General features: G+C 39.0%; 19 protein-coding genes. 9 read left to right on the top strand and 10 right to left on the bottom strand.

All coding sequences use genetic code 11. From position 1 onward, the window contains the following. Positions 1–263: 263 nt before the first annotated feature. From JOD18_RS10760 to JOD18_RS10750, 3 genes are read right to left on the bottom strand one after another with little or no spacing between them, the layout of a single operon-like run. Positions 264–1,220, bottom strand: coding sequence for an ABC transporter substrate-binding protein (locus JOD18_RS10760; protein ID WP_204669033.1), 957 nt, complete (start codon positions 1,218–1,220; stop codon positions 264–266). After that, a complete protein-coding gene (locus JOD18_RS10755; RefSeq protein ID WP_204669032.1) occupies positions 1,221–2,009 on the bottom strand; it encodes a heme ABC transporter ATP-binding protein in 789 nt (262 codons plus the stop codon). A gap of 5 nt (positions 2,010–2,014) precedes the next feature. After that, positions 2,015–3,076: a FecCD family ABC transporter permease gene (locus tag JOD18_RS10750; RefSeq protein WP_239588060.1), complete on the bottom strand. Its 1,062-nt coding sequence runs from the start codon at positions 3,074–3,076 to the stop codon at positions 2,015–2,017. 81 nt (positions 3,077–3,157) lie between these two features. On the opposite strand from JOD18_RS10750, the gene JOD18_RS10745 reads away from it, so the two are divergent. Next, complete coding sequence (locus JOD18_RS10745; protein WP_239588059.1) at positions 3,158–3,856, top strand: GntR family transcriptional regulator; 699 nt, start codon at positions 3,158–3,160, stop codon at positions 3,854–3,856. 52 nt (positions 3,857–3,908) lie between these two features. Here the strand turns inward: JOD18_RS10745 and asp1 are convergent, their stop codons facing one another. The 3 genes from asp1 to JOD18_RS24785 all read right to left on the bottom strand — a co-directional run bounded on the left by asp1 (position 3,909) and on the right by JOD18_RS24785 (position 10,195). Beyond that, positions 3,909–5,405, bottom strand: coding sequence for an accessory Sec system glycosyltransferase Asp1 (asp1, locus tag JOD18_RS10740; RefSeq protein ID WP_204669030.1), 1,497 nt, complete (start codon positions 5,403–5,405; stop codon positions 3,909–3,911). A 107-nt stretch (positions 5,406–5,512) separates the two neighbouring features. After that, a complete protein-coding gene (locus tag JOD18_RS10735; protein WP_204669029.1) occupies positions 5,513–7,171 on the bottom strand; it encodes a hypothetical protein in 1,659 nt (552 codons plus the stop codon). A gap of 90 nt (positions 7,172–7,261) precedes the next feature. After that, entirely contained in the window at positions 7,262–10,195 is a 2,934-nt protein-coding gene (locus tag JOD18_RS24785) for an adhesive domain-containing protein (RefSeq protein WP_420827799.1), read from the bottom strand. A gap of 1,092 nt (positions 10,196–11,287) precedes the next feature. Between JOD18_RS24785 and cydD the strand changes: the two genes are divergently transcribed. The 3 genes from cydD (at position 11,288) to JOD18_RS10715 (ending at position 16,418) form a co-directional block, all read left to right on the top strand. Further along, a complete protein-coding gene (cydD, locus tag JOD18_RS10725; protein WP_204669028.1) occupies positions 11,288–13,012 on the top strand; it encodes a thiol reductant ABC exporter subunit CydD in 1,725 nt (574 codons plus the stop codon). Further along, complete coding sequence (gene cydC, locus JOD18_RS10720) at positions 13,009–14,727, top strand: thiol reductant ABC exporter subunit CydC (protein WP_204669027.1); 1,719 nt, start codon at positions 13,009–13,011, stop codon at positions 14,725–14,727. The genes cydD and cydC overlap by 4 nt, the downstream gene beginning before the upstream one ends. 686 nt (positions 14,728–15,413) lie before the next feature. Then, positions 15,414–16,418, top strand: a complete 1,005-nt coding sequence (locus JOD18_RS10715) for a YheC/YheD family protein (protein WP_338029529.1) — start codon at positions 15,414–15,416, stop codon at positions 16,416–16,418. A gap of 118 nt (positions 16,419–16,536) precedes the next feature. On the opposite strand, the gene cydS is transcribed toward JOD18_RS10715, so the two are convergent. From cydS to JOD18_RS10700, 4 genes are all read right to left on the bottom strand, one after another. Further along, positions 16,537–16,626, bottom strand: a complete 90-nt coding sequence (gene cydS, locus JOD18_RS25005) for a cytochrome bd oxidase small subunit CydS family protein (protein ID WP_420827798.1) — start codon at positions 16,624–16,626, stop codon at positions 16,537–16,539. 5 nt (positions 16,627–16,631) lie between these two features. Next, positions 16,632–17,645 (bottom strand): cytochrome d ubiquinol oxidase subunit II, encoded by a 1,014-nt coding sequence (locus JOD18_RS10710; RefSeq protein ID WP_204669025.1) that lies wholly within the window; start codon positions 17,643–17,645, stop codon positions 16,632–16,634. After that, positions 17,642–18,982 carry a cytochrome ubiquinol oxidase subunit I gene (locus JOD18_RS10705; RefSeq protein ID WP_204669024.1) on the bottom strand — a complete coding sequence of 447 codons (1,341 nt, stop codon included), beginning with the start codon at positions 18,980–18,982 and terminating at the stop codon, positions 17,642–17,644. Before JOD18_RS10705 ends, JOD18_RS10710 begins: the two co-directional genes overlap by 4 nt. A gap of 300 nt (positions 18,983–19,282) precedes the next feature. Then, positions 19,283–20,110 (bottom strand): hypothetical protein, encoded by an 828-nt coding sequence (locus tag JOD18_RS10700; RefSeq protein WP_204669023.1) that lies wholly within the window; start codon positions 20,108–20,110, stop codon positions 19,283–19,285. Between the two features lie 333 nt (positions 20,111–20,443). On the opposite strand from JOD18_RS10700, the gene JOD18_RS10695 reads away from it, so the two are divergent. The 5 genes from JOD18_RS10695 (at position 20,444) to JOD18_RS10675 (ending at position 25,537) form a co-directional block, all read left to right on the top strand. Next, the gene (locus tag JOD18_RS10695) at positions 20,444–22,321 is read left to right on the top strand and encodes a TcaA NTF2-like domain-containing protein (protein ID WP_204669022.1); all 1,878 of its coding nucleotides are present in this window, start codon (positions 20,444–20,446) and stop codon (positions 22,319–22,321) included. Positions 22,322–22,454: 133 nt separating this feature from the next. Further along, positions 22,455–22,769: an L-rhamnose mutarotase gene (gene rhaM / locus JOD18_RS10690; RefSeq protein WP_204669021.1), complete on the top strand. Its 315-nt coding sequence runs from the start codon at positions 22,455–22,457 to the stop codon at positions 22,767–22,769. A gap of 448 nt (positions 22,770–23,217) precedes the next feature. Next, a complete protein-coding gene (locus JOD18_RS10685) occupies positions 23,218–23,724 on the top strand; it encodes a hypothetical protein (RefSeq protein ID WP_204669020.1) in 507 nt (168 codons plus the stop codon). A gap of 14 nt (positions 23,725–23,738) precedes the next feature. Next, positions 23,739–24,767 carry a TFIIB-type zinc ribbon-containing protein gene (locus tag JOD18_RS10680; RefSeq protein WP_204669019.1) on the top strand — a complete coding sequence of 343 codons (1,029 nt, stop codon included), beginning with the start codon at positions 23,739–23,741 and terminating at the stop codon, positions 24,765–24,767. Continuing rightward, complete coding sequence (locus tag JOD18_RS10675) at positions 24,764–25,537, top strand: TPM domain-containing protein (protein ID WP_338029523.1); 774 nt, start codon at positions 24,764–24,766, stop codon at positions 25,535–25,537. The genes JOD18_RS10680 and JOD18_RS10675 overlap by 4 nt, the downstream gene beginning before the upstream one ends. Positions 25,538–25,675 lie beyond the last annotated feature (138 nt).

The following is a 25,675-nucleotide window of genomic DNA, read 5'->3' as shown; positions in this document are numbered from 1 at the left end:
AAGAAGATCACTTTTCCTGCGTGCAAGACCAGCTGCTCAAAGGCTGCGCCGCCTTGAACTTTCGACGTACAGGACGTACTAGTGCAGGCGTTATGACAGGACGTCATGGCGTTAGCCTGCCGACGTACAGGATGTACTAGTATCGGTGTTGCAACATGATGTTGCGAACTTAACCGAAGATGGTCCTTTTTATCGAACTTTTTGAACACGCACTAATAGTAAAAAAATGGAGGCTTCTTTTAGCGAAGTTCTCCATTTTTAATTCATTCAAATAATTCAGGATGAAACCCTGCTGCCAATTCTTCCACGGCATAGGCCATTCTGGCACCAGGAAGCACGCTTTCCAAAGAAATGGTTACAAAGCGTTCTTGCTTCACACTCTCCAGTTCTGATAAAGCAGGGTTGCTTTTGATTTCTGCTATTTTTTCTTCTAAAGACGGAACATCATAATCATGGATCAGAATTACGTCTGGATCACGGGAAATAACTTCTTCATAGCTAACCGTACTCCATTGTTTATCGGTTATATCATCAAAGATATTCTTTCCACCAGCAGCTTCGATTAACACTGTTTCAAAATTATCTCCACCAGCCGTAAAGACACCTTCACCGCCGCTATCGTAAATCAGTACGTTGACTGGCTCTGTTACTGCCAATTTTTCTTCCATGGCTTCAATACGTGTTTGTTGATCGATGATAAAATCATCTGCTTGATCTTCTACAGCAAAAATTTTTCCTATATCAGAGATTTCTTGATAGATTTCTTCTAAGGTGGTAGCACTGTTTAGATAAGCCGTTATCTCATATTGATTTAATTCTTCTAAATCGATGGCTTCCTCGCCAAATTCCCAATCTATCCCGTAAATAAAATCAGCACCGCTGGTTAAGACAGCCTCGCGTGTGGCCGATCCATAATTCAGTTCAGGAATTTTGTCATAGGCTTCTTTATACTCTGGTAAAGCCCCACGGCTGTGGTTGTTGAGAGTATTGCCAATTACTTTGTCTTGCAAACCTAATCCAATCATTAATTCTGTTGTGTTAGGGCCGAATGTCAATACCTTTTCAGGTATGCCGGTAATAGTCACTTCTCTGTCATAATTATCGAGGGTAAAGGAAGCCTCAGATGCTGGAGTGGCTTCATTCGACTGTTCTTGGTTGGAACATGCAACTGTCGCTAAAAGGATGGTGACTAATAATCCGATCAGACTTATTTTTTTCATTTATTTCGCTCCTTTGTTAGTAATATGTTCTGGTATAAAGGTAATTATTTGTTTATTTGTGACTGGATGTGTCGCAACGTCTGCCCGAAGGTGGAAAACCTCTTGAAGCAATTGTTCAGTTAATATGTCCTCTGGTTTACCAGAGGTATAGATTGCCCCATCATTCATCACATAGAGACGGTCACAGTAAAGAGCAGCCATATTTAAGTCATGGATAGCTGAAAGAACCGTAATCCTCAAGCCTTTGATTAAGTCAAATAGTTTCATTTGGTGGTAGATATCCAAATGATTCGTTGGTTCATCTAATATCAGAAAGTCTGTTTGTTGTGCCAGAACCCTTGCCAATAAGACACGTTGCTTCTCACCGCCAGATAGCTGTAAATAATTGCGATTTCGTTTGTCATCCATCTCTACTTTGCGTAAGGATTCGATAATAATATCTGTATCTTGCTGGGTATCTGACTCAAAGAGTTTCTTATGAGGACTTCGACCCATTGCAACAATCTCTTTCACTGAAAAGTCAAACGGAAGTGTATTTTCTTGTCCAATCACACTTAATTTTTGAGCCAGTTCTTTCACTTTAATATCTTGATAATGGACACCATCTAAATAAAAGACACCAGAATTAGGCTGGAGGCTGCGATAAATGTTTTTAAGCAAGGTAGATTTACCACTGCCATTCGGCCCGATAATGCCGACAAATTCGCCTTCATGGGCATGCAGGTTAATGTCGTGCAAGATATTCTGAGTTTGATAAGAAAAATGAATATGTTCTGCTTTTAATTTCACTTGCTTCATTCCATTCTGTTTTGATTTTTCCGTCTAAGTAACCAGATAAAAAATGGTCCACCGATAAGAGCGGTTAACACGCCAATTGGTAATTCTTCTGGCGCAATAATGAGGCGGGCAGCCACATCTGTCCAGACGACCAGAATCCCGCCGATAATGGCACTGATTGGCAGCACTTTTTTATGATCAGATCCTACTAACAGTCGTGTAATATGAGGTACCATTAAACCGACAAAACCAATGGCACCGCTAACCGCAATCGTTACCCCTGCTAACAGTGAGGCAATAATGATTAATAACTTCTGGATAAATCGAACTTGAAAACCTAAAGTTTCGGCAGTCTCATCTCCCAGTAACAAACTGTTTAAAGCTCGGTGATGGATTAATAAGATAATGATACAAACCATCATCACAAGTAGCGGCAAGGTCAAATAGGCCCATTTAGCACCAGCTAGACTGCCTGCCATCCAAAAGGTAGCATTATGTATTCCAAGTGCATTTGGCGCACTGAGTGTAATAAAACGTGTAATGGCCTCCATTATTAAACTGATAGCGACGCCAGATAACAGCAACTGTGTGATATTGACCCGTCCATTCACTTTGGAGAGCATATATACTAATGAAATAACGATAAACGATCCCAGAAATGCGCTGATCGATAAGGAATAGACGCCCAAAAAAGAAAAAACTCCAAATAACATTCCTAAGGTTGCTGCAGCAGAAGCACCAGAAGAGACGCCAAGAATAAACGGATCTGCTAACTGATTGCGCACCAATGCTTGCAAGGTAACACCTGTAATGGAAAGGGAAGCACCAACAATCATCCCTAGCAGCACTCTTGGAAGCCGCAATTCAAGTACAATATTTGCCTCTACAGGCTGCCAGCTTGGGTCAATCAAAGTGGTGAGTAAAGGTATTTTGCTGGCTAAAATCTTTAAAACGGTCAGCGGATGAACCGAGACAGGACCGAGCCCTGTAGCTAGAATTATAGTTAGAATACTAATCAGTAAAAATAGCAGATAATACTTACGTATCTTTGTTTGCTTTTCATGGACAATGACTGTCAAGATATCGCACCTTCTTAATTTCTATATTGATTGTGTACGTGTATACATGTATAATTATAACATAGGGTGGTGATGGTTGGAATGACTTTGTCATACAATTTAACACATGGAAAAAATTTAGGAGATCAAGCTTATCAAATATTGCGGCATGCCATTTTAACTTTTCAATTCGAACCAGGACAAACCATTCATGAAGTAGATTTGGCACAATCAATGAACATTAGCCGGACTCCGATCCGCGATGCCGTTCATGCCTTAATTGCAGAGGGGCTAATTGAGGTGCTTCCACAACGGACAAAACAAGTGACCTTGATCTCTAAAAAAAGAGTGACGGAGAGTGCCTTTGTGCGTATGAGCTTAGAGCGAAGTGCTTTCTATTTAGTAGCAGAACAATGGGAAGAAACGCCAGCATATTTACGGGCAGAAAGAGAGTTGACAGCCATTTTGGATGAGCAGAAGTTTGCTGCCGAACAACAAGATATGGAACAGTTTCTCGAGACAGACGAGGCTTTTCATCAAAAACTGCTTCAATTAACCAATAATCAGACTTTATTACGGGTGGTCTATTTGATGCGCGGCCATCTTGATCGTTTTCGATTTTTGGCGATGCGAGAATTAGATATAAGTAAACAGCTGATCAATGAACATCAGCAAATATTGGAGAGTATCAAAACGAACCAGCAAGATCAAATTACCTGCTTGTTGGAAAAACATATGGGGAACCAAGAAAAACAATTCATACAATTACAAACTTCCTTTGCTGGATATTTTACAGAATAATAGAAAGAACTCCTCTTTTTCGATGAGAGGAGTTCTTGTGACAGTGAAAAAGTTACTCACTTAAATGGTCAATTAGCTGTTTCCATTTTGCTGCAATTTTTGCTTCTGTATAATCAGAAACAGTTTCCTTGGCCAAATGACGATATTGTTTCTTCTCTGCTTCCGTTTTCTTTAAATAAGTAATCACTTGATCCGCGAATGTTTGCTTATCGCCAAATTCAATTAGAAAACCATTTTTATCATCTTGAATCATTTCATTTACGCCATAACGCACATCATAACTGCATACGGGGCAACCGGCTGATAGACTTTCTAATACACTCATGGCAAAACCTTCTGCCTGTCCTGTAAATAAGAACATGTCACTGGAAGCATACAAATCTGAGAGATTATCTACGTACCCCTTAAACATGACATTTTCCTCTACACCAAGTTTCTTAGCTAATTGCTTTAGTGTTTTTTCTTCCTTCCCATTCCCGTACAATTCTAGTATGACTTCTGGTATTTCTTTTTTTATTAAGGCAAGAATCTCCAGCATATGATCAATGTTTTTTTCTGGTGCTAAACGGCCAATAGAGAGCAATTTCTTCGGCTGTACACTAATTGTTTGGCTAACAGTCAGGTTAGGGGAAGGATGTGGGATAGTGACTAGATTTTTTATACCGAATTGCTCTTCTATATCCTGTTTTTGCCTGTCTGTTAAGGTAATAATATGGTCAAAGCTGTAAGGACTGTTTAAAACCTTTTGATAGTTGACATTTATTTTGGAGCGATATTCTCTTTCTGAGAAATAGGTAGAATGTATAATAGTGACCACTTTTGCATCCAGCTGCTTCATATCTGTAAAGATAGAACTGTACAGCCTATTACGATCTACGATAATAATTGCTTCATCTGGTATGATCTTTTGTAAAAAATACAAAATGAGCTCCTGCTCACTATTCAAAATAGTCTCCAAAGCAGAATATTCACTTGCAACTAGAATGGGGCCTTTATCATGTTTGATTAAAACACGCTTCCCATAGACGTCGAAGTACTCTGTTAAATATACACTGTTGTCTTCACGTAAATATTCTGTATGGGACAATTGTCCGTAGCGATTAAAATGTTCTCGGTAGATTTTTTTTCCGTCATGGAAGTAGTTGATATAATGTACATGATGATTTAAGTGATAAACGATATATTTCACTAATTGATTATTTGAGTTGAATACTCGATAATGAATTTGATCTTTATTCTTTGTGTTAACTTTCGCATACCCATAGCGGGTCTCTTTAGGTACTTCATAAGATGGCAAATTTCGCCCCTCTGCTGTTTTTTGTAAATGATCATACAGGTTAATCATTGGTATACGAGAATCTACTACTTTATTCGCCGCATAACGCTCCCAGTTTTCCTGAATATTGCGATTTTTTTTGGCTGTAATAAAAGTAGGAACAATATCAAGATGGTTGATAAACAAATTTGCACGAACCATAGCTGATTTTTCAATACCTGTAAGTGACTTTCCTACATCAGAATGTAAAAAGTATATTCTTTTCTTTTGCAATGCTCAGACACCTTCCTAAATAACAGCAGCTATATGAATTGCTTTGGTTTTCCATTTCTTCTGCTGGTTTATTTTTACATGTTTATAGAAAAACGAAAATTTTGGAACTAGCGCAAATTATTATAATATTCAATATAGCCGGACAAATTGTGCTCCACATCGTCAATCCTAGTACGGAACGTGTGGTGTCTAATAAAGAAGGCACCAATAATCCTCGAAGGCTGCTTATGATACATAGCTGTTTCCGGATAGAAGTAGCCATTCCGCTGATACTCTGCTCGTTTATGAATGGTTTTTACCAGCTTATCTTCATCAAAATGTTCTAATAAGTGGCTGGCACCGGTCTGTTTCATACGTTCTACCATACGGTAAGCTGCTACAGTTAACTCCAAGAATGTAGGGTAGGTGGTGATTCGCTGATAAATATAATCTAATCTGCCTTCCACATTTTGCAGACCAAACTGATAATATTTTTCCTCTGGACAATAGATAGTGAGCTCATTAGTACAATAGCTTAGCCAATGGTCATGATTCTTCCAATAGTCATTAGCAATAAAGTGATTAAATGCTTGCTTTACCATTTGTAAATAATCGTCATTTTTGGTCAGACTATATAAACGCATTAAGGAAAAAGCAGCCTCGCCATCATAATAGATTGTTCGATACTCTTCTTTCTTTTGTAAAGAAGGGAAATCTAATATGTGGAAGAAGGAACCATCTTTATTTTGCATCCGTTTGATTCCATTGGCCAGCATCTTAGCAGTTTCTATATACAGTTCATTATCAAATACGGTAGTATATTTGGTTAGCGCTAAGATGGCAGCTGAATTACCACCTAGTTTTATCTCGAATCCGCCCGGTATGTTTTCCAAAAGAAAGGCTTCCTTGGTATCATCATTGGTAGCTATAAACTCCTCGATTAAATAGTGAATACCTCTTTCGATAACTATTTTTAATTCTGGGTTTGGAAGAAATTCATAAGACTCACACATGGCGTATAGTGTACTGCAGTGGCGTAAGGTATTATAATGTTCGATTTCACGATCAAAGCAAGAAAAGTAACCATAAATAAACTTTCCATTAGGTCTGCCAAGTCTGGTTAGATAATCTTGACTGCCTTTAATCATGGAAGTTAGTTCTTCTTTTGTTAATTCTGTATTGCGCCGGCCATTATTACGTTCATCTGTATGCAGTTCATAGCATTGATCATGATCTAAGAAATAGCCTTTCGTTTGAAAAATATGTAAATTAGTTACTTTACTGAAATCTAAAGGAGTCAAAGTAGGGCGATGTTTTTTTATGTATAATTGTAGATTCTTCTCATCAATAAAAGCTCGGTTATTTTTTTTGTCAAATTTTAATACAGCATTTGCATTTAGTTCTTGTTCTAAAAAAGCATATTTGAACTCACTGTCAAAACTCACACCATATCGAAAATAATATCTTTTGGTACGGCTTAATTTTTTGATAAATTCGACAGGGGAGAGCTGTTGGATATTGGTAACAATGTCTATTTTTAAATAGGACAGCTCACTTTTCTGGCCTTTTATATAGGTTGAGGCATGTTTGTATAATTTTTTCCAAGCGGTGGAGAACGAATCTGCAGAAGTGTGCAGTACTGTTGCACGTTGTTCTAAATTTCCTAATGATAGAAATAAGACAGTTTCTTGAGGCTTTGTAATATTCTCCTTCTCTGAGATGAATCGATATAATTGATCCATTTTTTCTTTCAATAAAGATGTATTATTTGGTGTAAGTGTCGACATCAAAGAACGCCTCCTTGAATCAATAGTTGAAAACTGAGAAGCAAATGACAAGGCATCTGCTTCTCAGTATAGATTTGAATCATAAAATGCTTATGATTCTTTTTTCTTACGGCCAAACAATCTTGCAGCTACACCAGCTAGAAGTGCGCCAATACCGCCAACTCCATACATCCATAATGAAGTTGCTGTATCAGGAAGCTTGCTGCCAGTATCTGAACCACTGCCAGAGCCATTAGTGATACCAGAACCGCTGTCAGATCCAGAACCATTTCCAGATCCACCATTACCGTTGCTAGGATCATTTGGTACTGTTACATAATGATCATCATTTACTTCGCCGTCTGCATCCGTCGCTACAATATTTAATTCATCACCAATTGTAACAGAATCCCCTGCAATACCAACAACATAGTTTCCGGTAATTGGATTGTATAGGATGTAGTCAATAGTCACTTTATCTCCATTGCTATTAATAATAGAGATGTCTTCTAGACGTTCATCAGAGTTGAATGTGATTTGATAGCCGCTGTCACTATTCCCGTCAATATTCACGTCACTTAGGATTGGCGGACCATCTAAATCTGCATCATTGTCTGAATCAGAATCAGAGTCGGAATCACTGTCTGAATCAGAATCAGAGTCGGAATCGCTGTCTGAATCAGAGTCAGAGTCGGAATCACTGTCTGAATCGGAATCAGAGTCAGAATCACTGTCTGAATCAGAATCAGAGTCGGAATCGCTGTCTGAATCAGAGTCAGAGTCGGAATCACTGTCTGAATCGGAATCAGAGTCGGAATCACTGTCTGAATCGGAATCAGAGTCGGAATCACTGTCTGAATCAGAGTCAGAGTCGGAATCACTGTCTGAATCAGAGTCAGAGTCGGAATCACTGTCTGAATCAGAGTCGGAATCGCTGTCTGAATCAGAGTCAGAGTCGGAATCACTGTCAGAATCGGAATCAGAGTCAGAATCACTGTCTGAATCAGAATCAGAGTCGGAATCGCTGTCTGAATCGGAATCAGAGTCAGAGTCGGAATCACTGTCAGAATCGGAATCAGAGTCAGAATCACTGTCTGAATCAGAATCAGAGTCGGAATCGCTGTCTGAATCGGAATCAGAGTCAGAGTCGGAATCACTGTCTGAATCAGAGTCGGAATCGCTGTCTGAATCAGAGTCGGAATCGCTGTCTGAATCAGAGTCAGAGTCGGAATCACTGTCTGAATCAGAGTCGGAATCGCTGTCTGAATCAGAGTCGGAATCGCTGTCTGAATCAGAGTCAGAGTCGGAATCACTGTCTGAATCGGAATCAGAGTCAGAATCACTGTCTGAATCAGAGTCAGAGTCGGAATCACTGTCTGAATCAGAGTCAGAGTCGGAATCACTGTCTGAATCAGAGTCAGAGTCGGAATCACTGTCTGAATCAGAGTCGGAATCGCTGTCTGAATCAGAGTCAGAGTCGGAATCACTGTCAGAATCGGAATCAGAGTCAGAATCACTGTCTGAATCAGAATCAGAGTCGGAATCGCTGTCTGAATCGGAATCAGAGTCAGAGTCGGAATCGCTGTCTGAATCAGAGTCGGAATCGCTGTCTGAATCAGAGTCAGAGTCGGAATCGCTGTCTGAATCAGAGTCAGAGTCGGAATCACTGTCTGAATCAGAGTCGGAATCGCTGTCTGAATCAGAGTCGGAATCAGAATCAGAGTCGGAATCGCTGTCTGAATCAGAGTCAGAGTCGGAATCACTGTCTGAATCAGAGTCGGAATCGCTGTCTGAATCAGAGTCAGAGTCGGAATCACTGTCGGAATCAGAATCAGAGTCGGAATCACTGTCGGAATCAGAATCAGAGTCGGAATCACTGTCTGAATCGGAATCAGAGTCAGAGTCGGAATCAGAATCAGAATCGCTGTCTGAATCGTCATCTTCATCAAATACAATCGTAGTTTGATCTTCCAAACTGGATAATAATTGTGCATCAATTACTGCAGTACTAACACCTGCACCAAATACAGGAATTTCTCCTGTTACCCCAGCAGGGTTATCTACCGACAAGTTTAAGTCAACAGAAGTTTGACCAATAACTTGTGCACTTGCAAGGTCAGTTGCCAAATCAATGGTGCCATTAGCTAACTGATCAACAACTCCAGTTACTTCGGTTGCAACATCTGTTAATGCACCAAGTGCCCCATTAATCGTATTATTTAATCCGCCAATAATCAAACCAACACCAGGAATATTTTCAGCCCCTGGTAAAATAGCAATTTCTACTCCGTTAACTGCATTAACAACATCTTCTAACAGTTGGATAACAACATCATTAACTGCAGTTTCTAAATGCTGACCAATACCATCTGAGAAATTTACAACTACACTGCCGTCTGGATTTACCACAACATCGACTTGATCATTATATTGAAGTAAATCAGCTAAGGCAGTATCAATATTGTTTAGTGCACTTACAGCAGATTCCAACTCTGCAATTCCGTTAATGGTAAGGAAGCTTTCAGGAATAATACTAGATTGCAAATCATCTACAGCACTTAGCACTTGACCAACAGTACCTGTTAGCGCATTTGTTAACCCGCCAATTGTAGAACCTAGTACTGGCAGGTCATCCATTGTTACTGGGAGGATTTCTACTGATACATTCGCCTGCCCATTTGCTGTTAATTTACCAGCTAAATCTGGAAGACTAAATACAACAACTCGATCTGGATTAACTAGCTCAACATCTGCTAATCCTGTACCCGTTAAGCCAAGATCAAGACTATAAGGACCACCTTCTGTAGGTTCTGTTAGATCAGCTGTAACATTAACATTAGTCAATAATTGCACCTCTGCTAAACTAGCAGCTTGTACCTCAATACTAGAATTAGTTAAATATTTCCCTATAAAGCCGTCAGCTGGAAGTGGAGAAGTAGATAGTAATAGAACGGTTGCAGCAGCTGCGGTTACCATTTTCTTAGTGCTTGAAGTTCTTACTTTCTGTTTTTGATCCATTTTCTTTTTAAAGTCGAAATTTCTCAAATGAAATACCTCCTAAGCTCTTAAATCTATATAATAAATTCCCACATGTTCGCAGATGACTCCTATCCTCCTTTGTTTTTATGTATTATTTCATGTGGATCTTGCACACATTCAGTCACTAAAGAGATTGCGTTTAAAGATAAACTAGGCATCTTTTTAGGAATAAAGATAGATATTGTTAGGTACCAAATATGACAATATTGGTCAATTAAACATGAAAAAATATACCATGTAGTAACCATTTATAACAAAAAGGATAAAAAAAAGTAGAGAATTTGGTTATATGGTAGGTTAATATACTTATATTGTCAATAACACTTAAAAATTGATTAATTATGTAAATTAGGTATAAGTATCCATGGTATTATGGGTAAATAAAACTAATAAAAATAAATGGGAATTAATTTTATTATTGATTTGAAAGTGTTTTTTATTAAATAGTCTATAATGTCTAGTTGTAACAAAAAATGGGTATATACGTCGTAATTTGTCGAATAAATAGATGGAAATAACTATGAAAAAATAGTTCTGTTTTTAAAAGAAAATTTATTTTTGTAGAATTTTCGAACGATGTTGATGGGTATTATTGTAAAATATATAGACAAGCTTATACAGTTATAGATATATAGGATTAACTTTTTCAATTTCGGTATAGAATAATAGAGGGACATTTCCCAGGAAGAATTTCCTGTTAAAATGATGTTCAAAAAGCCTAATAAGAATAATGCAGCGAATGTCGGAGTTAGCAATAAGGGAACTTCTGCATTGCCCACACACATCATGTGAGCAACGTAGAATTCAACACATTCTGTGAAAGTCCGCTACTCATATTAATAGGGAAACGCTCCGTTCCTTGGAAAAGAAAATCGCTTTTTTGTGTGCAAGCTCATTTACTTAAAACTGCGCAGCCTAGAACTTTTTGGTCCTTTTAATCGAATTTTTTGAACACGCATTTCTTAAGTGAGGTTTTATATAGGCGCATCATCTGATAAATCGTCGAAAAACTGTTATTTTTCATCGTTCATTCATCGACAATAAGCTTGTATAATAGAGAATAACGGCCAAGATTTGTAACAAAGGAGGGCGTTTATTATGCTGAAAGCCTTTATGACGACATTTCGCTCGAAGCTGGTAGTTATGTTACTATGCTCCATTTTGATGGCTGTTGCGATTGTTGTACAAGCTTTCTTAATTGTTTCTATTATTGATCAAATTTTTCTGCAATCGGCAGCTTTTCATGCCATTATGCTGCCTATTGCGATGGTAATACTGGCTTTATTATTGCGGATTATCTTTCAATATGGGGTGACATATCAAGGAATTAAAATGGCGCAATTAGCCAAGTTAGACATGAGGAAGCAATTGTTAGGGCATTTTACAAATCAGCCCATCCCAGAAGCTAATAAGGGCCAATCTGGAGAAAAAGCAAGTTTATTTATGGATACAGTGGACGAAATGGATGCCTATTTTAGTCAATATCTCCCACAAGTGATTCAATCGATTGTCATCACTGCTACTCTGCTTATTGTCATTTTTGTAGAACACTGGGCTAGTGCTCTTATTATCCTTATCACGGCGCCCTTTATTCCGATTTTTATGATTATTATTGGCTTTAAAACAAAGGATACATCTAAGGAGCAACTGTCTGTGTTAGCATCTTTTTCCGGGATTTTTTTAGATACACTTCAAGGTTTGCCATCTCTAAAATTGTTAGGAAGGTCCAAAGATCAACGGGAAAAAATCGCAGAGAGCAGTAATCAATTCCGGGAGGCAACGATGAAGGTGCTTCAGATTGCTTTCACTAACTCGCTGGCATTGGAATTTATCTCGATGCTCAGCATTGGCTTGGTTGCCCTTGAGATCGCAATCCGGATGATTATCTTCGAAAATGTTAGCTTTTCGGTGGGTTTTTTAATTTTATTATTGGCTCCTGAATTATTTAATCAGCTGAAGCAATTGGGTTCGGCTTTCCATACAGGCAGGGCTAGTATGGGGGCGGCTAGTCGTATCGAAGAGACATTCAGCCAAGCTGCCACACCAATGAAATGGGGAAATACATCGCTTGCTGCAGACCAAATTCCTGTCTTAAGTCTGGATCAAGCTAGTTTCTGCTATGAACAGGGAAATTTTCGCTTAGAGCCAATCAGCCTGTCTATTCAGCCAAATGAACAAATCGCTATTATAGGTAAGACAGGATCTGGAAAGTCGACTTTATTACACCTGTTAGCAGGTTTGTTACCTGTGACTAGCGGCAGTTATCAAATGGACGGCGTGTCGCAATATAACGTGAAAAAGGCTTCATGGTTTCAAAAAATCAGTTATGTCTCGCAGCAGCCTTATCTGATTTCAGGTACGGTCCGTGACAATATCTTATTAGGAGTTGAACAGGTATATTCGGATCACGAAATAAAAGCAGTTTCTGAACGGGCAGGAATATGGGATTGGATTTATCAACTGACGGATGGTCTTGACACGGAAATAGGTGAGGGAGGCAGAGGTTTGTCTGGGGGAGAAAAACAGCGTATTACTTTGGCTCGTGCCTTTTTAAAGCGGCCTGCAATTATCTTCTTTGATGAACCGACGACTGGACTGGATATTCAAACGGAACAAATCCTGCAGGTATCGATGGAACTATTGAGTAAACAAGCAACCATTATTACGGTGGCGCATCGGTTGCACACGATTCGAGAGGCTGATCAAATTCTGTTATTAGACCAAGGCAGACTGATGGCACAAGGAACTCATCAACAATTGTTACAAAAAAGCCAAATCTATCAACAGATGATTCGTGCCCAGCAAGGGGGAGGTCGAACATGAAAAAAGTAAATATCATAATGCGCATGTTGCTGAAAGAAAAAAAAGATGTGCTGTTATCGGTGGTTTTTGGCTTTATTGCGGGTTTAACGGCTGTAGGATTATTCTCTGCGAGTGGTTATTTGATCTCGCAAGCGGCATTGGCGCCGCCCATCTATACGTTGATGGTAATTGTGGCAATGGTCAAACTATTAGGCATAACCTCTGCTATCAGTCGATATGGTGAACGATATTTCTCTCATCGCGGTACCTTTACCATGCTAAAGAATCTACGTGTTTATGTCTATGACAAGATAGAACCATTGGCGGCTAGCTTGTTACAGCGGTATCGCAGTGGGGAGGTATTGGCTCGAATTGTAGGAGATGTAGAATCTCTGCAGCATTTCTTCTTGCGGGTGTTCTACCCGCCTATTGTTTTAGTGACAGTGATGCTGACAACGATTGTCTTTACAACGGTTTTTTCGTTTGGGGCGGCTGTTACGATTTTTTTTGGAATGATCTTACTTGTGTTTATCATGCCTTGGATATTCTTACTGTTACAGGGCAGGTTGGCAAGCTCTGTTCGAAAGCAGCGTGGGGAGTTATCCTCAGAATTTACCGACTATCTATATGGTTTTCAAGAATTGACGATCTATCAAAAAGCAGAAACGAAGCAGCAGCAATTATTCACTGTTATGGAGCGATATGAGCAAGAAAAATTGAGAGAAAATCGACGCCGTGCGGTTCGAGAGGCAGTCCTAATCTTTCTTTCGTTCTTGCTAGCCCTGATCGTATTGGTCCAAGTCAGTTTCTATGTCACAACAGGCTCTCTTTCAGGAATTTTGTTGGCAATGTTATTTATGATTGCTTTAACTGTCTTTGAAGACATACCATCGATGGCAGCTTTTCCAGCTTATTTAGAAGAAAGTAAACAAGCCTCTGAACGACTGAGTCAAGTCTGGGAAGGTGATCAAGAGCCTAAAGGTACATTACGGGAATTAGATACAACGGAAGCCTTAACTTATCGTTTGGACAACGTCTCGCTCTGCTATCCTAATCAAGCATTACCATCAGTTGAAGGAGTTTCTTTTAACATACCGCAGGGGTCAAAAACAGCAATTGTTGGGGCTAGCGGTTCTGGGAAATCTACTTTAATGCAGGCAATGCTAGGTTTTTTGCCAGTTGTAAAGGGCCAACTTCTCGTCAATGATACTCCAATAGAAACATGGGGCAAAGAATCACTTTGGCGTCAACTAAATGTTTCCTTGCAGCAAAACCATTTCTTCTTTGGTACTGTTCATGACAATATTGCCCTAGCAAACCCGGAAGCTGGCGAAGAAACGATACGTGAAGCTCTAGCCAAAGTACATTTAGAACATCTATCGCTGAATGATCATGTCCAGGAAAATGGCGCTAATTTGTCTGGTGGAGAGAAACAACGGCTTGCCTTAGCTCGCCTATTGATTTATCCAGCTCAAACATGGTTGTTGGATGAGCCTACCTCTTCTTTAGATGCGATTACTGAGGAACAAATAATGGACCAACTCTATCAACAAACAACAGCTGCTACTTTTATTATTATTCGTCATCGTTTAGTTGGCTTAGAGAAAATGGATCAGATTATTGTGATGGATCAAGGGAAAGTAGTGGAGACAGGTACTTATCAAGAATTGATCAGCAAAAAGAATGGCTATTTTCAAAAAATGAAACAACTCGAAGATCAGCAGATTCAATGGTAGCACTGCTATTGATAGCAAAGAAGTTCTTTTTCTTTTGAGATAGAGTAGTTATGCGCCATGGCTAATAACAGAATGAGATCAATAACGAAATTGTATTAGCAAGTCACTTGTTTATTCAAGTGCAATCGACCGTAAGTCCCTGCTTCTTGATTTGGTAAGGTGTCAAAGAAGTCTAAGTAAGGGAAAACGGACGCTAACGCTAGAATAGTTTTGTTTTATGTAAAGACTTATTTTATCAATGTACTTTTTATTCGTAACACTAAGACCCTAAAAGAGTAACAAATAAAAAAGTGTAGATTTTGCGGAGATGATAAAACAAGCTAATGTTCAAACATGGTTAGGATTTATGGGCACGTAAAGAATAAACAAGCTATTTATCATGTATTTTGAGAAAATATACGATGGTATGTGCGTGTTTAGAATAAGTCCAGAATTCAATAGACATGTATGATTGGGTAACCATGTACCTTGTAACTAGATTGATAGAACTTGTATTTGCTTCTGGGAATATTATCATAAAAATATATAATTAAGTATAAATTTTTACAACGTTTTTACTAGTGTGATCACTGAGAAAGACGCAGTTAGTAATGCTGCCACTTACTTTTTTCTCATCAGTAAATTGAAATATTATCCATGTAACTGTATAATAAGTTTCAAATATAATTAGGGGGTGAAGTTCTTTGGTGCTAATTGGCTTGTTGAGAAAGTATAATAAACCAATGGTGAAAGATGATGTAGCTGCAATGTTTGCGAAAGAGTTATGTGCAGAGACTGTTTTCTTTAATCCAGATCAAATTGATTTTAAAAATAAATTAATTTATGGACAAAAATATAAACATAGTACTTGGGTAGAAGATGTTACTTATTTTCCCAATGTGGTCTATAATGACATACCTTTAAGAAAAGATGAACAAGTGTACCGTCAATTGGAGAATCAAGGTATACCATTTACTACTCATCGATTAGGTAAAAATAAATTGGAATTTATGAAGGGCATTTCTAATAATGACACGCTCAAATCACATATTATTCCGACTGTACCCTATCAATCGATGGATGATTTAACAGTTATGCTAGATCATTATGAATATGTATTTCTAAAACCTAACAGAGGGCATAAAGGGCTTGGTATTACAACATTTGTGAAGGATGGAGATTACATTCAAGTAACGAATGCAACCGGTTTAAATAAAAAAATTAGTCAGCAAGAATTGCCAGCATTGTTAACCACAATTAAGGATTTAGAGCATCACCATCTTCAGCCTGGGATTAACTCAGTAACGCCTCAGGGCAACCCATTTGTGATTAGAAGCTATGTTGGGCGTAATGGTAATGGCAAATGGCTAGTTTTTTTTCATTATGCTGGAGTAGGAATGACGAACAGCAAAATAGTTAATGTCAGCGTAGGATCATCTTTTAGTTATATTCTCCCATTTTTAAATAGCATATATGGAGATAAGGCAAAAGAGATCAAAATACAATTGGATAAATTAGCTATTCAGGTAGCACAGCAAACACAAAGATTAGTTAAGCCAAAAATTGATGCATTAGGTTTAGATTTAGCGATAAATGAACAAGGAGAGATTTACATAATTGAAATTAATGCATTTCCGGGGACAAGGCCCTTTGAGGCTTTAGTGGAAAGACAGGCTATTCCATACGCATTGTTTTTAGCGAAAAACGGTTAAGACCTATGAAGAAACTAACTTATTTATTATTTATAGCGCAATGAAAAATATTTTTCTTAAAAGTATGATCGCCAAAAATCCCACCCTCGTACGGGTGGGATTCTTTTCTCCCTTCCATTTATCCATTTCTCGTAACAAAAAAGGCTAATCCGATCGATAGACATAAAATGAGTAAAGGGGCGACAAAGATAAGAAATTGATTAAGCATCTCGATCACTTCTTTCCTTTTTTATAATTTTCGTCAAATAGAAATAGTCGTAATAACAAGTAGAGTGATGGGATTAATAATGCCATCCCCAAGATAAAGACGACAATCAGTGAAATCGCCATTGCTTCATTTGTAAAGCCTTCGTAAATACTGAAATGCGGGTAAAGTAAGTATGGATAATGAGAAATACCGTACCCAAAAAAAGCAAAGGCGAATTGTCCGACAAGCAGCCAAAAGGCTGTGCCATAACGACGTCGCTGCCAGATCAGCCAGACGGTTAATCCCCATAAAACAAAAGAAATGGCAAACATCCACCAGAAGTCAAGAATCCGTTGATAATGTTCTTCATTATGAAAACGGAGCTCAATAATAATTCCTGAAGCCGCAATAATCAATGGAATGGACCAGCCTAAGGCATATTTGCGCATCAAGTCAGTCGCATGTTGGTCTCCTGTTTCGTTGGCATACCATGTCAGGAAGACAGCAGATATATATAACACCGCAATCAGACTCAGGACAACGACTGACCAAGTAAGTGGATTAAAGAACAGTGCCACATAGTCCAAGACAGGTGCCCCATTTTCTATATGAATAAACCCGCCTTCTGATATGGTCAAAACAACGGAAAGGGAAGCAGGGATCAGCAGCCCGGACAGGCCGTACATAATTGCATAGCCTTTATGCCCCCTTTTCCCATAAGATTCAAAGGCATAGTATGACCCGCGGATAGCTAATAAAATCAAGGCGATACTTGCTGGTATTAAGAGTGTTGTACCATAGTAAAAGGCTGTCTGCGGAAAGAAACCAATGATACCAACGAAAAAGAAGACAAAGAAAACATTGGTTACTTCCCATACTGGTGACAAATAACGCTGGATAATCTTAGACACGACATGCTCCTTGCGTGTCACAATACTATAGGCATTAAAGAATCCAGCGCCATAATCAATCGATCCAACAATGATATAACCGAATAGAAACAGCCATAAAACCGAGATACCAATGATTTCTAGTGTCATGCCTGCTCACCCCCTTGATATTTCGCTAAGTCTTCTTCGACAGGGTTCTTGCGGAACATGTGTCGCAGAACAACGACCGTACCCACACCAAGAATAAAATAAAGGACAGCAAAGAAAATAAACATTAAACCGACATAATCACTGGTTGTGGCAGCTTCTTCGATTGTCATTAAACCGCGTAATATCCAAGGCTGACGTCCCACTTCTGCCATCCACCAGCCTGCCTCAATACCAAGAAAGGCTAACGGGCCGCCGAGCACAATCAGCCAGCGATACCATGGGCGCTGAATAAATGTCCAATTCCGCCAGGTTGCCACCCAATACACCAGAGACAGTAACAGTAAAAACATACCGATTGTTACCATTAAGTCAAAGAAGTAATGGATCACCAGCGGCGGTTGTTCTTCTGCTGGAAATTCTTCTAATCCAATGACCTCAGCCCCTGGTGTGCCATGTGCCAGAATGCTTAAGGCAAATGGAATCTCCAGCGCAAATCGCGTTTCGTTATTCTCGTCTAACATACCCCACATCACAAGTGGTGCTTCCGATGATGTTTCAAAATGCCATTCTGCTGCTGCTAATTTTTCCGGTTGATATTCTGCTAGATATTTACCGGAGAAATCCCCGATAACTGCCGCAGCTAAGGCAAAGATTAAGCCAATTTTCATGGTCATGTGTAAGGCTTTGGTATGGTATTCTTTGTGTGATCCTTTAATTAAACGATAGGCCGCGATGGCCGCCAGTAAAAAGGCGATCGTCATATAACCAGTAGCTAAAACATGGGCTACCTTAGTTGGCATTGAAACGGTAAACATAGCCAGCAGTGGGTTAGCGTTCACTAATTCACCATTCACTATATCAAAACCAGCCGGGCTGTTCATAAAGGAGTTCACCATGGTAATGAAAAAGGCAGACATCCCGCTTCCAACAGCAACTGGGATCAGTAAGAGCAAGTGCTTTTTCGGATTGTCAAAGCGATCCCATGTATACAAGTAAATCCCTAAGAATATCGCTTCAAAGAAGAAGGCAAATACCTCCATAAATAAAGGTAATGCGATAATATTTCCTGCCAATTCCATAAAGCTTGGCCAAAGCAAGGCAAGCTGCAAGCCGATTGCCGTTCCGGTGACAACCCCGACTGCAACGGTGACTACAAAACCCTTAGCCCAACGCCGGGCCATCAGCAGGTAATGAGGATCATTATTGCGAATCCCGATCCACTGGGCAATCATAATCATTAATGGAAGACCGACACCTATTGTGGCATAAATAATGTGAAAAGATAAGGTCAATAACGTAAGCAGCTGACTGGCATATGCCGGGTCTTCAAATAACATATGAAGTCCTCCTTTGTATATGTATTAAATAAAGAGCCATGATTTTTACAGTATAGCCGGTCCATAAATCGAAGAGTGAAGGAACCATTCTCCAACGGAAGTCTTCCTTTGTCTTACTTTACCCTATTTTAATGATTTTAAAGAAGAGAAATGAAATTCGGATGATGATTGAAAAGTGCCGAACTCTGTCTCTATTATAAACGATAATAAAGAGATGTAGGGGAAGAAATAGTGAAGATTATTTGAAAAAAAGATACGCTGCTTATTAGGCAGCGCATCTTTTTACGGAAGTAGAGTATACTATAATAGTCTTTCCATCTCTTGAAGTGTATTGGAAATAAAAATCCGCATAAAGATGGCGATAAGCAAGGCATTAATAATGACAGACAATATACCGACATAGAAGCTTTGTTTATGTTGTTGATTGATTAGGACATATAACATATGAATAAGCGGAATAATCACAATAATAATTCCTAATAATAGAAAAATAAATAAGGAGCCCCACAGGTTTGCTTCGACTTCAAATATATCCATTTTAAAAATGCCAAGTAAGGATAAAAGCGCCATAACTACAAATAATGCTGTCATTGGTACCAAAGTTCCAAAATGACGGATAAATTGCTGCTTTAGTGAAAGCGTATCTTTCACGATTCTAAACGTAATGAAATTGGCAAGTAAACCAGAGAAAATTAACGGAATAAATACCAATAACAATCTGCCCATAGTTGAGAAAAATGGCAGTTTTCCATCTGTCCAACCAGCAAGATTATCATTCCACCAAGTATGTAAGATGCCAAAAAAGAATAATGAGACCGCAAATGCCAGCAAGATGGCGGTGATAATAGCATTAGTCAAGGATTGCTCATTATCTTTCAAGGCGCAGTTCGGCTGTTTCAGCCTTGTTGTGGCATAAGTCCAGTACTGTTTTGAGGTGGTCTGTACTTGGTCCAGCAGCGGCTTGCCATCTTTACTGGTACTATTTGCTGCAGGTGCTTCTTGTTGGAGCAAGGCTTGATTTGGTTCTTCTGTCTTCGGCTGTTCAGTCTCTATGGTCAGCTTTGCTCCACAGGCTTCACAAAAGTTTCCTTCTGCTTGTGTTTTTCCACAATGGGTACAATTAATCATATCATTTCTCCTTTTCTTTAAGATAATAGGTACATTATAACTAATAGGAGGAGCACAGGCAATGGGGAGTAAGATTTGCACTAAAAATTATGTAAGAAAAGAAAGAATTATGTGCACCAATACCCTAATGAGGAACAAAGCACTAATAAGAGGTTGTGATAGGCAAATAATCGTTACAGTGTTTGGATAGACAAAAATATTCATAACAGGAAATAATAAAGATATTTTTAGGTCATTATACTCGAATCATATTTCAATTATAGGTTTTTTTGATTATAATAGTCCTATTATAATGTTGCCGAGTTTTCTAAAGAGATATCGAGGAGGATGACAATGAAATATTGTAAAAATTGCGGGGAGCAATTACCTGACCAGGCTAAATTCTGCAAAAGCTGTGGTCATACCGTTGAAGAACAAACGGAACAAAAAATAAATGAACAACTGCTTGAACAAGAAGGGCAAGCAAAACAGGAAGTATCAACAGAACAGCCAACAGCTGCCCCTGTTTCTGCTGCACAGAAAAAACCGCTGCCTAAGAAGAAAAAAAGGTTGTTATATACGGTTGGAGGAGTGGCTGCACTGATCATCATCACTATTGCTGTTGTCAATCATTTATGGTCACCAGAGCGATTAGCTGATTCGTTTAGTCAAGCGGTAGTAGATAAAGACTACAAAAAAGTAAGTGACCTCATTCAATTTGAAGGGACAGAGGATTCGATCGGGATAGAAAATGCAGAGGTGTTGGTGAATACGATTCAGGATGAAAGAAGCTTAGAAGAACTTCGCTATCATTTAAAAGAACAAGGATCCAACAAACATTATTTGGCTGATTATCTAGTAAACTTAAAAACAAGCAGCTGTTTTCTATTTTTAACCTGTTCACAATTAATCACCGCACCGATCTATGTGGAAGTTTATTCTAATTTAAATCAAACAGAGATTTATGTAGAGGACAGCCAATTAGCAACCCTTGAAAATAGTGAGGAAGCAGTCGAATTAGGGCCTTTGGTTGCTGGTGAATATCCAATCCGTGCTGTATATAATAATGGGGCAGTTCAATTAGAAGCAGAAGATACATATTATATATACTCTAAAAATGACAGTGTGGCTATCTATTTTGATTATGAGAGTCTGTACCTGGAAGATATGCCTGTCTTGGATGAGATGACGATAATGGTAAATGGAGAAGAAATAGATGAATCGCTGTGGCGGGAAGAAGGAGAGATCGGGCCGCTTGATGTATCACAAACAAACACTGTAGAAATGATCGCCAATATGCCGTGGGGAACTGTATCAACTGGAGAACATGACATTACATCTTCTTATATGGTGCTTGATTTCGAGGTATCAGATAAACTAATGGAAGAGCTGTCTGCTGGAGTCCGTGCCTTTTACGATGCGATCTTGGAAGCCTATCGCACGAACCATGCAGAAACACTAGCTTTCCTTGATCAGGACACACAAGATTATTTGACTGATCTTATCGCCGATGCACATAATCCAGGGTCTGACAGCTATTTTATACTAGATGTAAGGAAATTTGGTATTGCTGATCATTTGGTGAACATTGTTGAAGCGGAAGAACCTTATTTAGTAGTGGATGTCATGGAAGATAGTGCGAATACCTGGAAATGGGATTCAGATAAACTAGAAGCGCGTGACTATAACAAACATTATTATAGCTTAGCGATGAAATATACAGATGACAAATGGACGGTTACAGGGGTGCAGACGAACACATGGGAAAGTGATTATTCCTATCAGTCGTTTGATTATGAAGGCGGGAAAGTAGTGATCACAGAGGAAGGCGGACAAGAAAAAGAGTCCGATAAGGCCAATGCAGAAGAGGCAGACAGTGAAAATACAGCCTCTGCTGCAGAAACTGCTGTATCTTCCTATATTGAGAACCTTGTCACGGCCATCAATAGTGGAGACTATGGTGATGTAGAAGCTTATATTGCTGCAGGAAGTGAACTGGAAACCATGCAAAAAGATTTGGTGGATCGTCTGTATCAAAAAGGGATTACCCAGGAAATAGTCGACTATTCCATTAATGAGGTGGATGTAGATGATGCGAATATGGCTACAATAACTACAGAGGAAACGATCACCATCTATTATCAGAATGGAGAGCAGGAGACACAGGACTATTCATGGACTTATACCGTAGAAAAAGATGGCAACAGTTATAAGTTAAGCAATTTGGAATAAGGAAGAATCATCCACCTTTGATACTAAGGGTGGATGATTTTGAATAACCATATAAACGAAAGAGATGTTTTGACTTTTTTTAAAAATATTCGTATCGTTAAATGTGAAAACGCTTAAAAAGGGAGAGGATAAAATGATTAGAAAAGGCTTAACAATGAAGGTTTACGAAGATATGCATGAGGAATATGAAAAAAGGCATCGAGAAATTTGGCCGGAGATGGTCGAAGAATTAAAGCGTCATGGTGCACATAACTACTCGATTTTCTTGGACAAAGAAACAAGTACCTTGTTTGGCTATTTGGAAATAGAAGATGAAGAGAAGTGGAGCAAAATGCCTGCTACAGAGATTAATCAGAAGTGGTGGGAATATATGGAGCCTGTTATGGAGACAAATCCAGATAACAGCCCTATATCGAAAGAATTAATCGAAGTATTTCATATGGATTAATTATGCAAATGGCAGATATCTTATTCCAATGAAAAGGAATTATGTTATTCTTAGAATAGGGTGATTACCAAGCAGGATGTCCACATGAAAACGAAATTTAACCTGAGGCAGCTGGTTGTAAGCTGCCACTTCTAGACTTGGAGAGAGTTCAATCAAGGTTAGGAATAACGGATACTAACATCCCGATAGGTTTTATTCAATTATCAACAACAAAAAAACAGACTATGATTCGATCCTCATTGATCCAGCGTCAATGAGGATCTGAAAAATCAATTTAATTAAAACGACAGCCTTTGCTGTAAAGTCTTGGTGATACGTCAGTTTTTTCTAAAAACGGTATGCAGTTCACACCTCACTCAACAGCTTAGGTTCACGCTGTACCTATACATAATGTGAAACCTTTTTAGTAAAATTACGTATATACATATATTGAAAGGAGTCGATAGATGTGAGTATGTTTAAAAGGGCAAAAACTGTGGCGAAGAGCTATATATCAAAAGATAATAAGAAATTACAGAACATAAAAGTCGATACGGAGAAAACGATGCGTGAATTACAGGCAAAGATTGAGACTTTTCGCATAAAGATCAATCGTGCTGAACAAGAGATTATCGAGCAGCAAGCCCAGGTAAACAAGTTTGTCCGTTACCAAGAGAGGGCTGATCAGCCTGAACAGAAACAGCGGTTTGCCTTACAGCAACAACAGGCAAAAGAACAAATAAAGAAACTAGAGCAAAAAAAACAAGAGCTGGAACAAGCGCTAATACCTTATCAAAAGAGCTTCCAACAGATTGATCATGAATTTGGTGCAACAGTAGCTTACCTCCAAGCGATGGAAAAAGAAGCCGAATCTAAACAAAAAGAAGCAGATATGGTGGGGCAGCTGCAAGAATATGAAGATAAAGTAAGAAGACAGCTGGCAGAAGCCGAAGCTTTACTAGAACTAAGAAAGTAGAGGGGTGAGGATAGATGTTAGTACATTACAAATGCCCTAATTGCGGGGCTGACATGAATTTTGACAGCGCATCAGGACATCTGTCATGTGGAAGCTGCGGACATGAAGAACATATTGATACGTATGATGATGTCAATATCTCACACAGTTTTGAAGAAGAAGAGGCTAAAGAATATCAATGTGAAAACTGTGGTGCAATTGTTATTACAGACAAAGATACAACAGCAACTTCCTGCAGTTTCTGCGGTGCAGGGGTTGTGCTGGCAGACCGTTTATCCGGTGATTTAGCGCCGACAAAGGTTATTCCTTTTACTATTAGTAAAGAAGAGGCGATGCAGGCGTTTAAGAAATGGTGTAAAAATGGCCGGCTTACCCCTAAAGGTTTTATGACCGCAGACCGAGTAAAGGGGATTACAGGTATGTATGTCCCGTTTTGGATGTATGATTTAGATAATGATGTAGAAGTAAAGGCGACCGGAACGAAGGTAAGAACCTATACACGCGGTGATTACCGGTATCGTGAAACACATTATTATCAGGTTCATCGTGATCTGGATGTCAGTTATATAAAGGTTCCAGTTGATGCCTCAGAGAAAATGGATGATCAATTGATGGATAAGTTAGAACCCTATAATTATGGTGAACTAAAAGACTTCAAAACTCCTTATTTGGCAGGTTATTTAGCAGAGAAATATAATTATACTGATCAAGAATTATTTGGCAGAGTGAAAGAGAAGGTTGCGAAATTTATCGATTCCTATGTTGCTTCGACTATTAGCGGATATTCATCGGTTACATATGATCGAAAACATATCGACACCAAGCAGCGCAACAGTTATTATGTACTTTTACCCGTATGGATGGTGTATTATGACTTTGATAAACAGGAACACACCTTTGCTATGAACGGTCAGACTGGTAAAATTGTCGGGAAACCGCCATTAAGCTATGGCAAGGCAGGCGCATGGTTTGCTGGTATCGCCGGCGGATCATTTATTATCTTTAAATCGATTGCTCTGATGTTAGGTGGTGGCTGGCTGTGAGAAAATATTTGATTGTGTTATCTATCATTACCTTTATCTCTTTCTTAGTTGTGCCGGCTGCTTTGGCAGAGGAACAGTATATTTATGATGATGGTGAATTGTTTACAGAACAAGAAAGGGAAGAACTGACCCAGCTGGCAAAGGAGTATAGTGCGGAAAATGAAATCTCCTTGTTAATTGTCACAGCTACTGAACTCGGCGGTAGGGATGTCGTGCAGTATACGCAGGATTTTTATGATGATCATGGACCTGGTTACAATAAATCTCATGGTGATGCTGCGATGCTGACGATTGATTTCTCTGCTAATCGTGAAGTCTATCTGGCTGGTTTTTATAAAGGAGAAGAATATTTAGACAGTGGGCGTCTGGATCAAATCAGAGAACAAATTACGCCTTATTTAAGGAATGAAAACTTTTTTGAGGCAGGAAAACTTTATTTAGAGAAAGCCGATCAATATCTTGGCGTTAATCCGGCGATTAATCCAGAAAGTATTTTTCTAAAAACTTGGTTTCAGTTAGCAGTAGCTGTTATTATAGGTGGTGTAGTCGTAGGTTCGATGATTTTTAATATGGGCGGCCGTGTTACAGTTAGTCATCAGACCTATGTTGATGCCAAGCGTTCAAGAGTGAAAAGCAAGAGTGATACGTTTATACGCAAAACGGTCAGCAAATCCAAAATCCAAAAGAGTTCTGGAGGAAGAGGCGGTGGAGGCGGTGGCGGTGTCACCCGAGGCGGCCATTCACACTCCGGAAGTCGGGGCAGTTTTTAAGAAGTTGTTCAAAACCAACACACCATGTGCAAGTCTGTTACTCAAAGCTGTACCGCATTGACTTTTCGACGTACAGGATGTACTAGTGCAGGTGTTATGACAGGGCGTTAGGATTTTAGTCTGCCGACGTACAAGACG

The organism is Gracilibacillus alcaliphilus, assembly GCF_016909015.1.
GTDB classification, from domain to species: Bacteria; Bacillota; Bacilli; order Bacillales; family Amphibacillaceae; genus Gracilibacillus; species Gracilibacillus alcaliphilus.
This window is presented reverse-complemented; position numbering and strand designations above follow the sequence as displayed.

What these genes read in the sequence shown, in the direction of transcription:
- cydC (WP_204669027.1), top strand. Translation starts at nt 13,009, where the DNA reads ATGAAAAAAGTAAATATCATAATGCGCATGTTGCTGAAAGAAAAAAAA.
- JOD18_RS10735 (WP_204669029.1), bottom strand. Translation starts at nt 7,171, where the DNA reads ATGTCGACACTTACACCAAATAATACATCTTTATTGAAAGAAAAAATG.
- JOD18_RS10695 (WP_204669022.1), top strand. Translation starts at nt 20,444, where the DNA reads ATGAAATATTGTAAAAATTGCGGGGAGCAATTACCTGACCAGGCTAAA.
- JOD18_RS10760 (WP_204669033.1), bottom strand. Translation starts at nt 1,220, where the DNA reads ATGAAAAAAATAAGTCTGATCGGATTATTAGTCACCATCCTTTTAGCG.
- rhaM (WP_204669021.1), top strand. Translation starts at nt 22,455, where the DNA reads ATGATTAGAAAAGGCTTAACAATGAAGGTTTACGAAGATATGCATGAG.
- JOD18_RS10700 (WP_204669023.1), bottom strand. Translation starts at nt 20,110, where the DNA reads ATGATTAATTGTACCCATTGTGGAAAAACACAAGCAGAAGGAAACTTT.
- cydD (WP_204669028.1), top strand. Translation starts at nt 11,288, where the DNA reads ATGCTGAAAGCCTTTATGACGACATTTCGCTCGAAGCTGGTAGTTATG.
- cydS (WP_420827798.1), bottom strand. Translation starts at nt 16,626, where the DNA reads ATGCTTAATCAATTTCTTATCTTTGTCGCCCCTTTACTCATTTTATGT.
- JOD18_RS10705 (WP_204669024.1), bottom strand. Translation starts at nt 18,982, where the DNA reads ATGTTATTTGAAGACCCGGCATATGCCAGTCAGCTGCTTACGTTATTG.
- JOD18_RS10680 (WP_204669019.1), top strand. Translation starts at nt 23,739, where the DNA reads ATGTTAGTACATTACAAATGCCCTAATTGCGGGGCTGACATGAATTTT.
- JOD18_RS10745 (WP_239588059.1), top strand. Translation starts at nt 3,158, where the DNA reads ATGACTTTGTCATACAATTTAACACATGGAAAAAATTTAGGAGATCAA.
- JOD18_RS10710 (WP_204669025.1), bottom strand. Translation starts at nt 17,645, where the DNA reads ATGACACTAGAAATCATTGGTATCTCGGTTTTATGGCTGTTTCTATTC.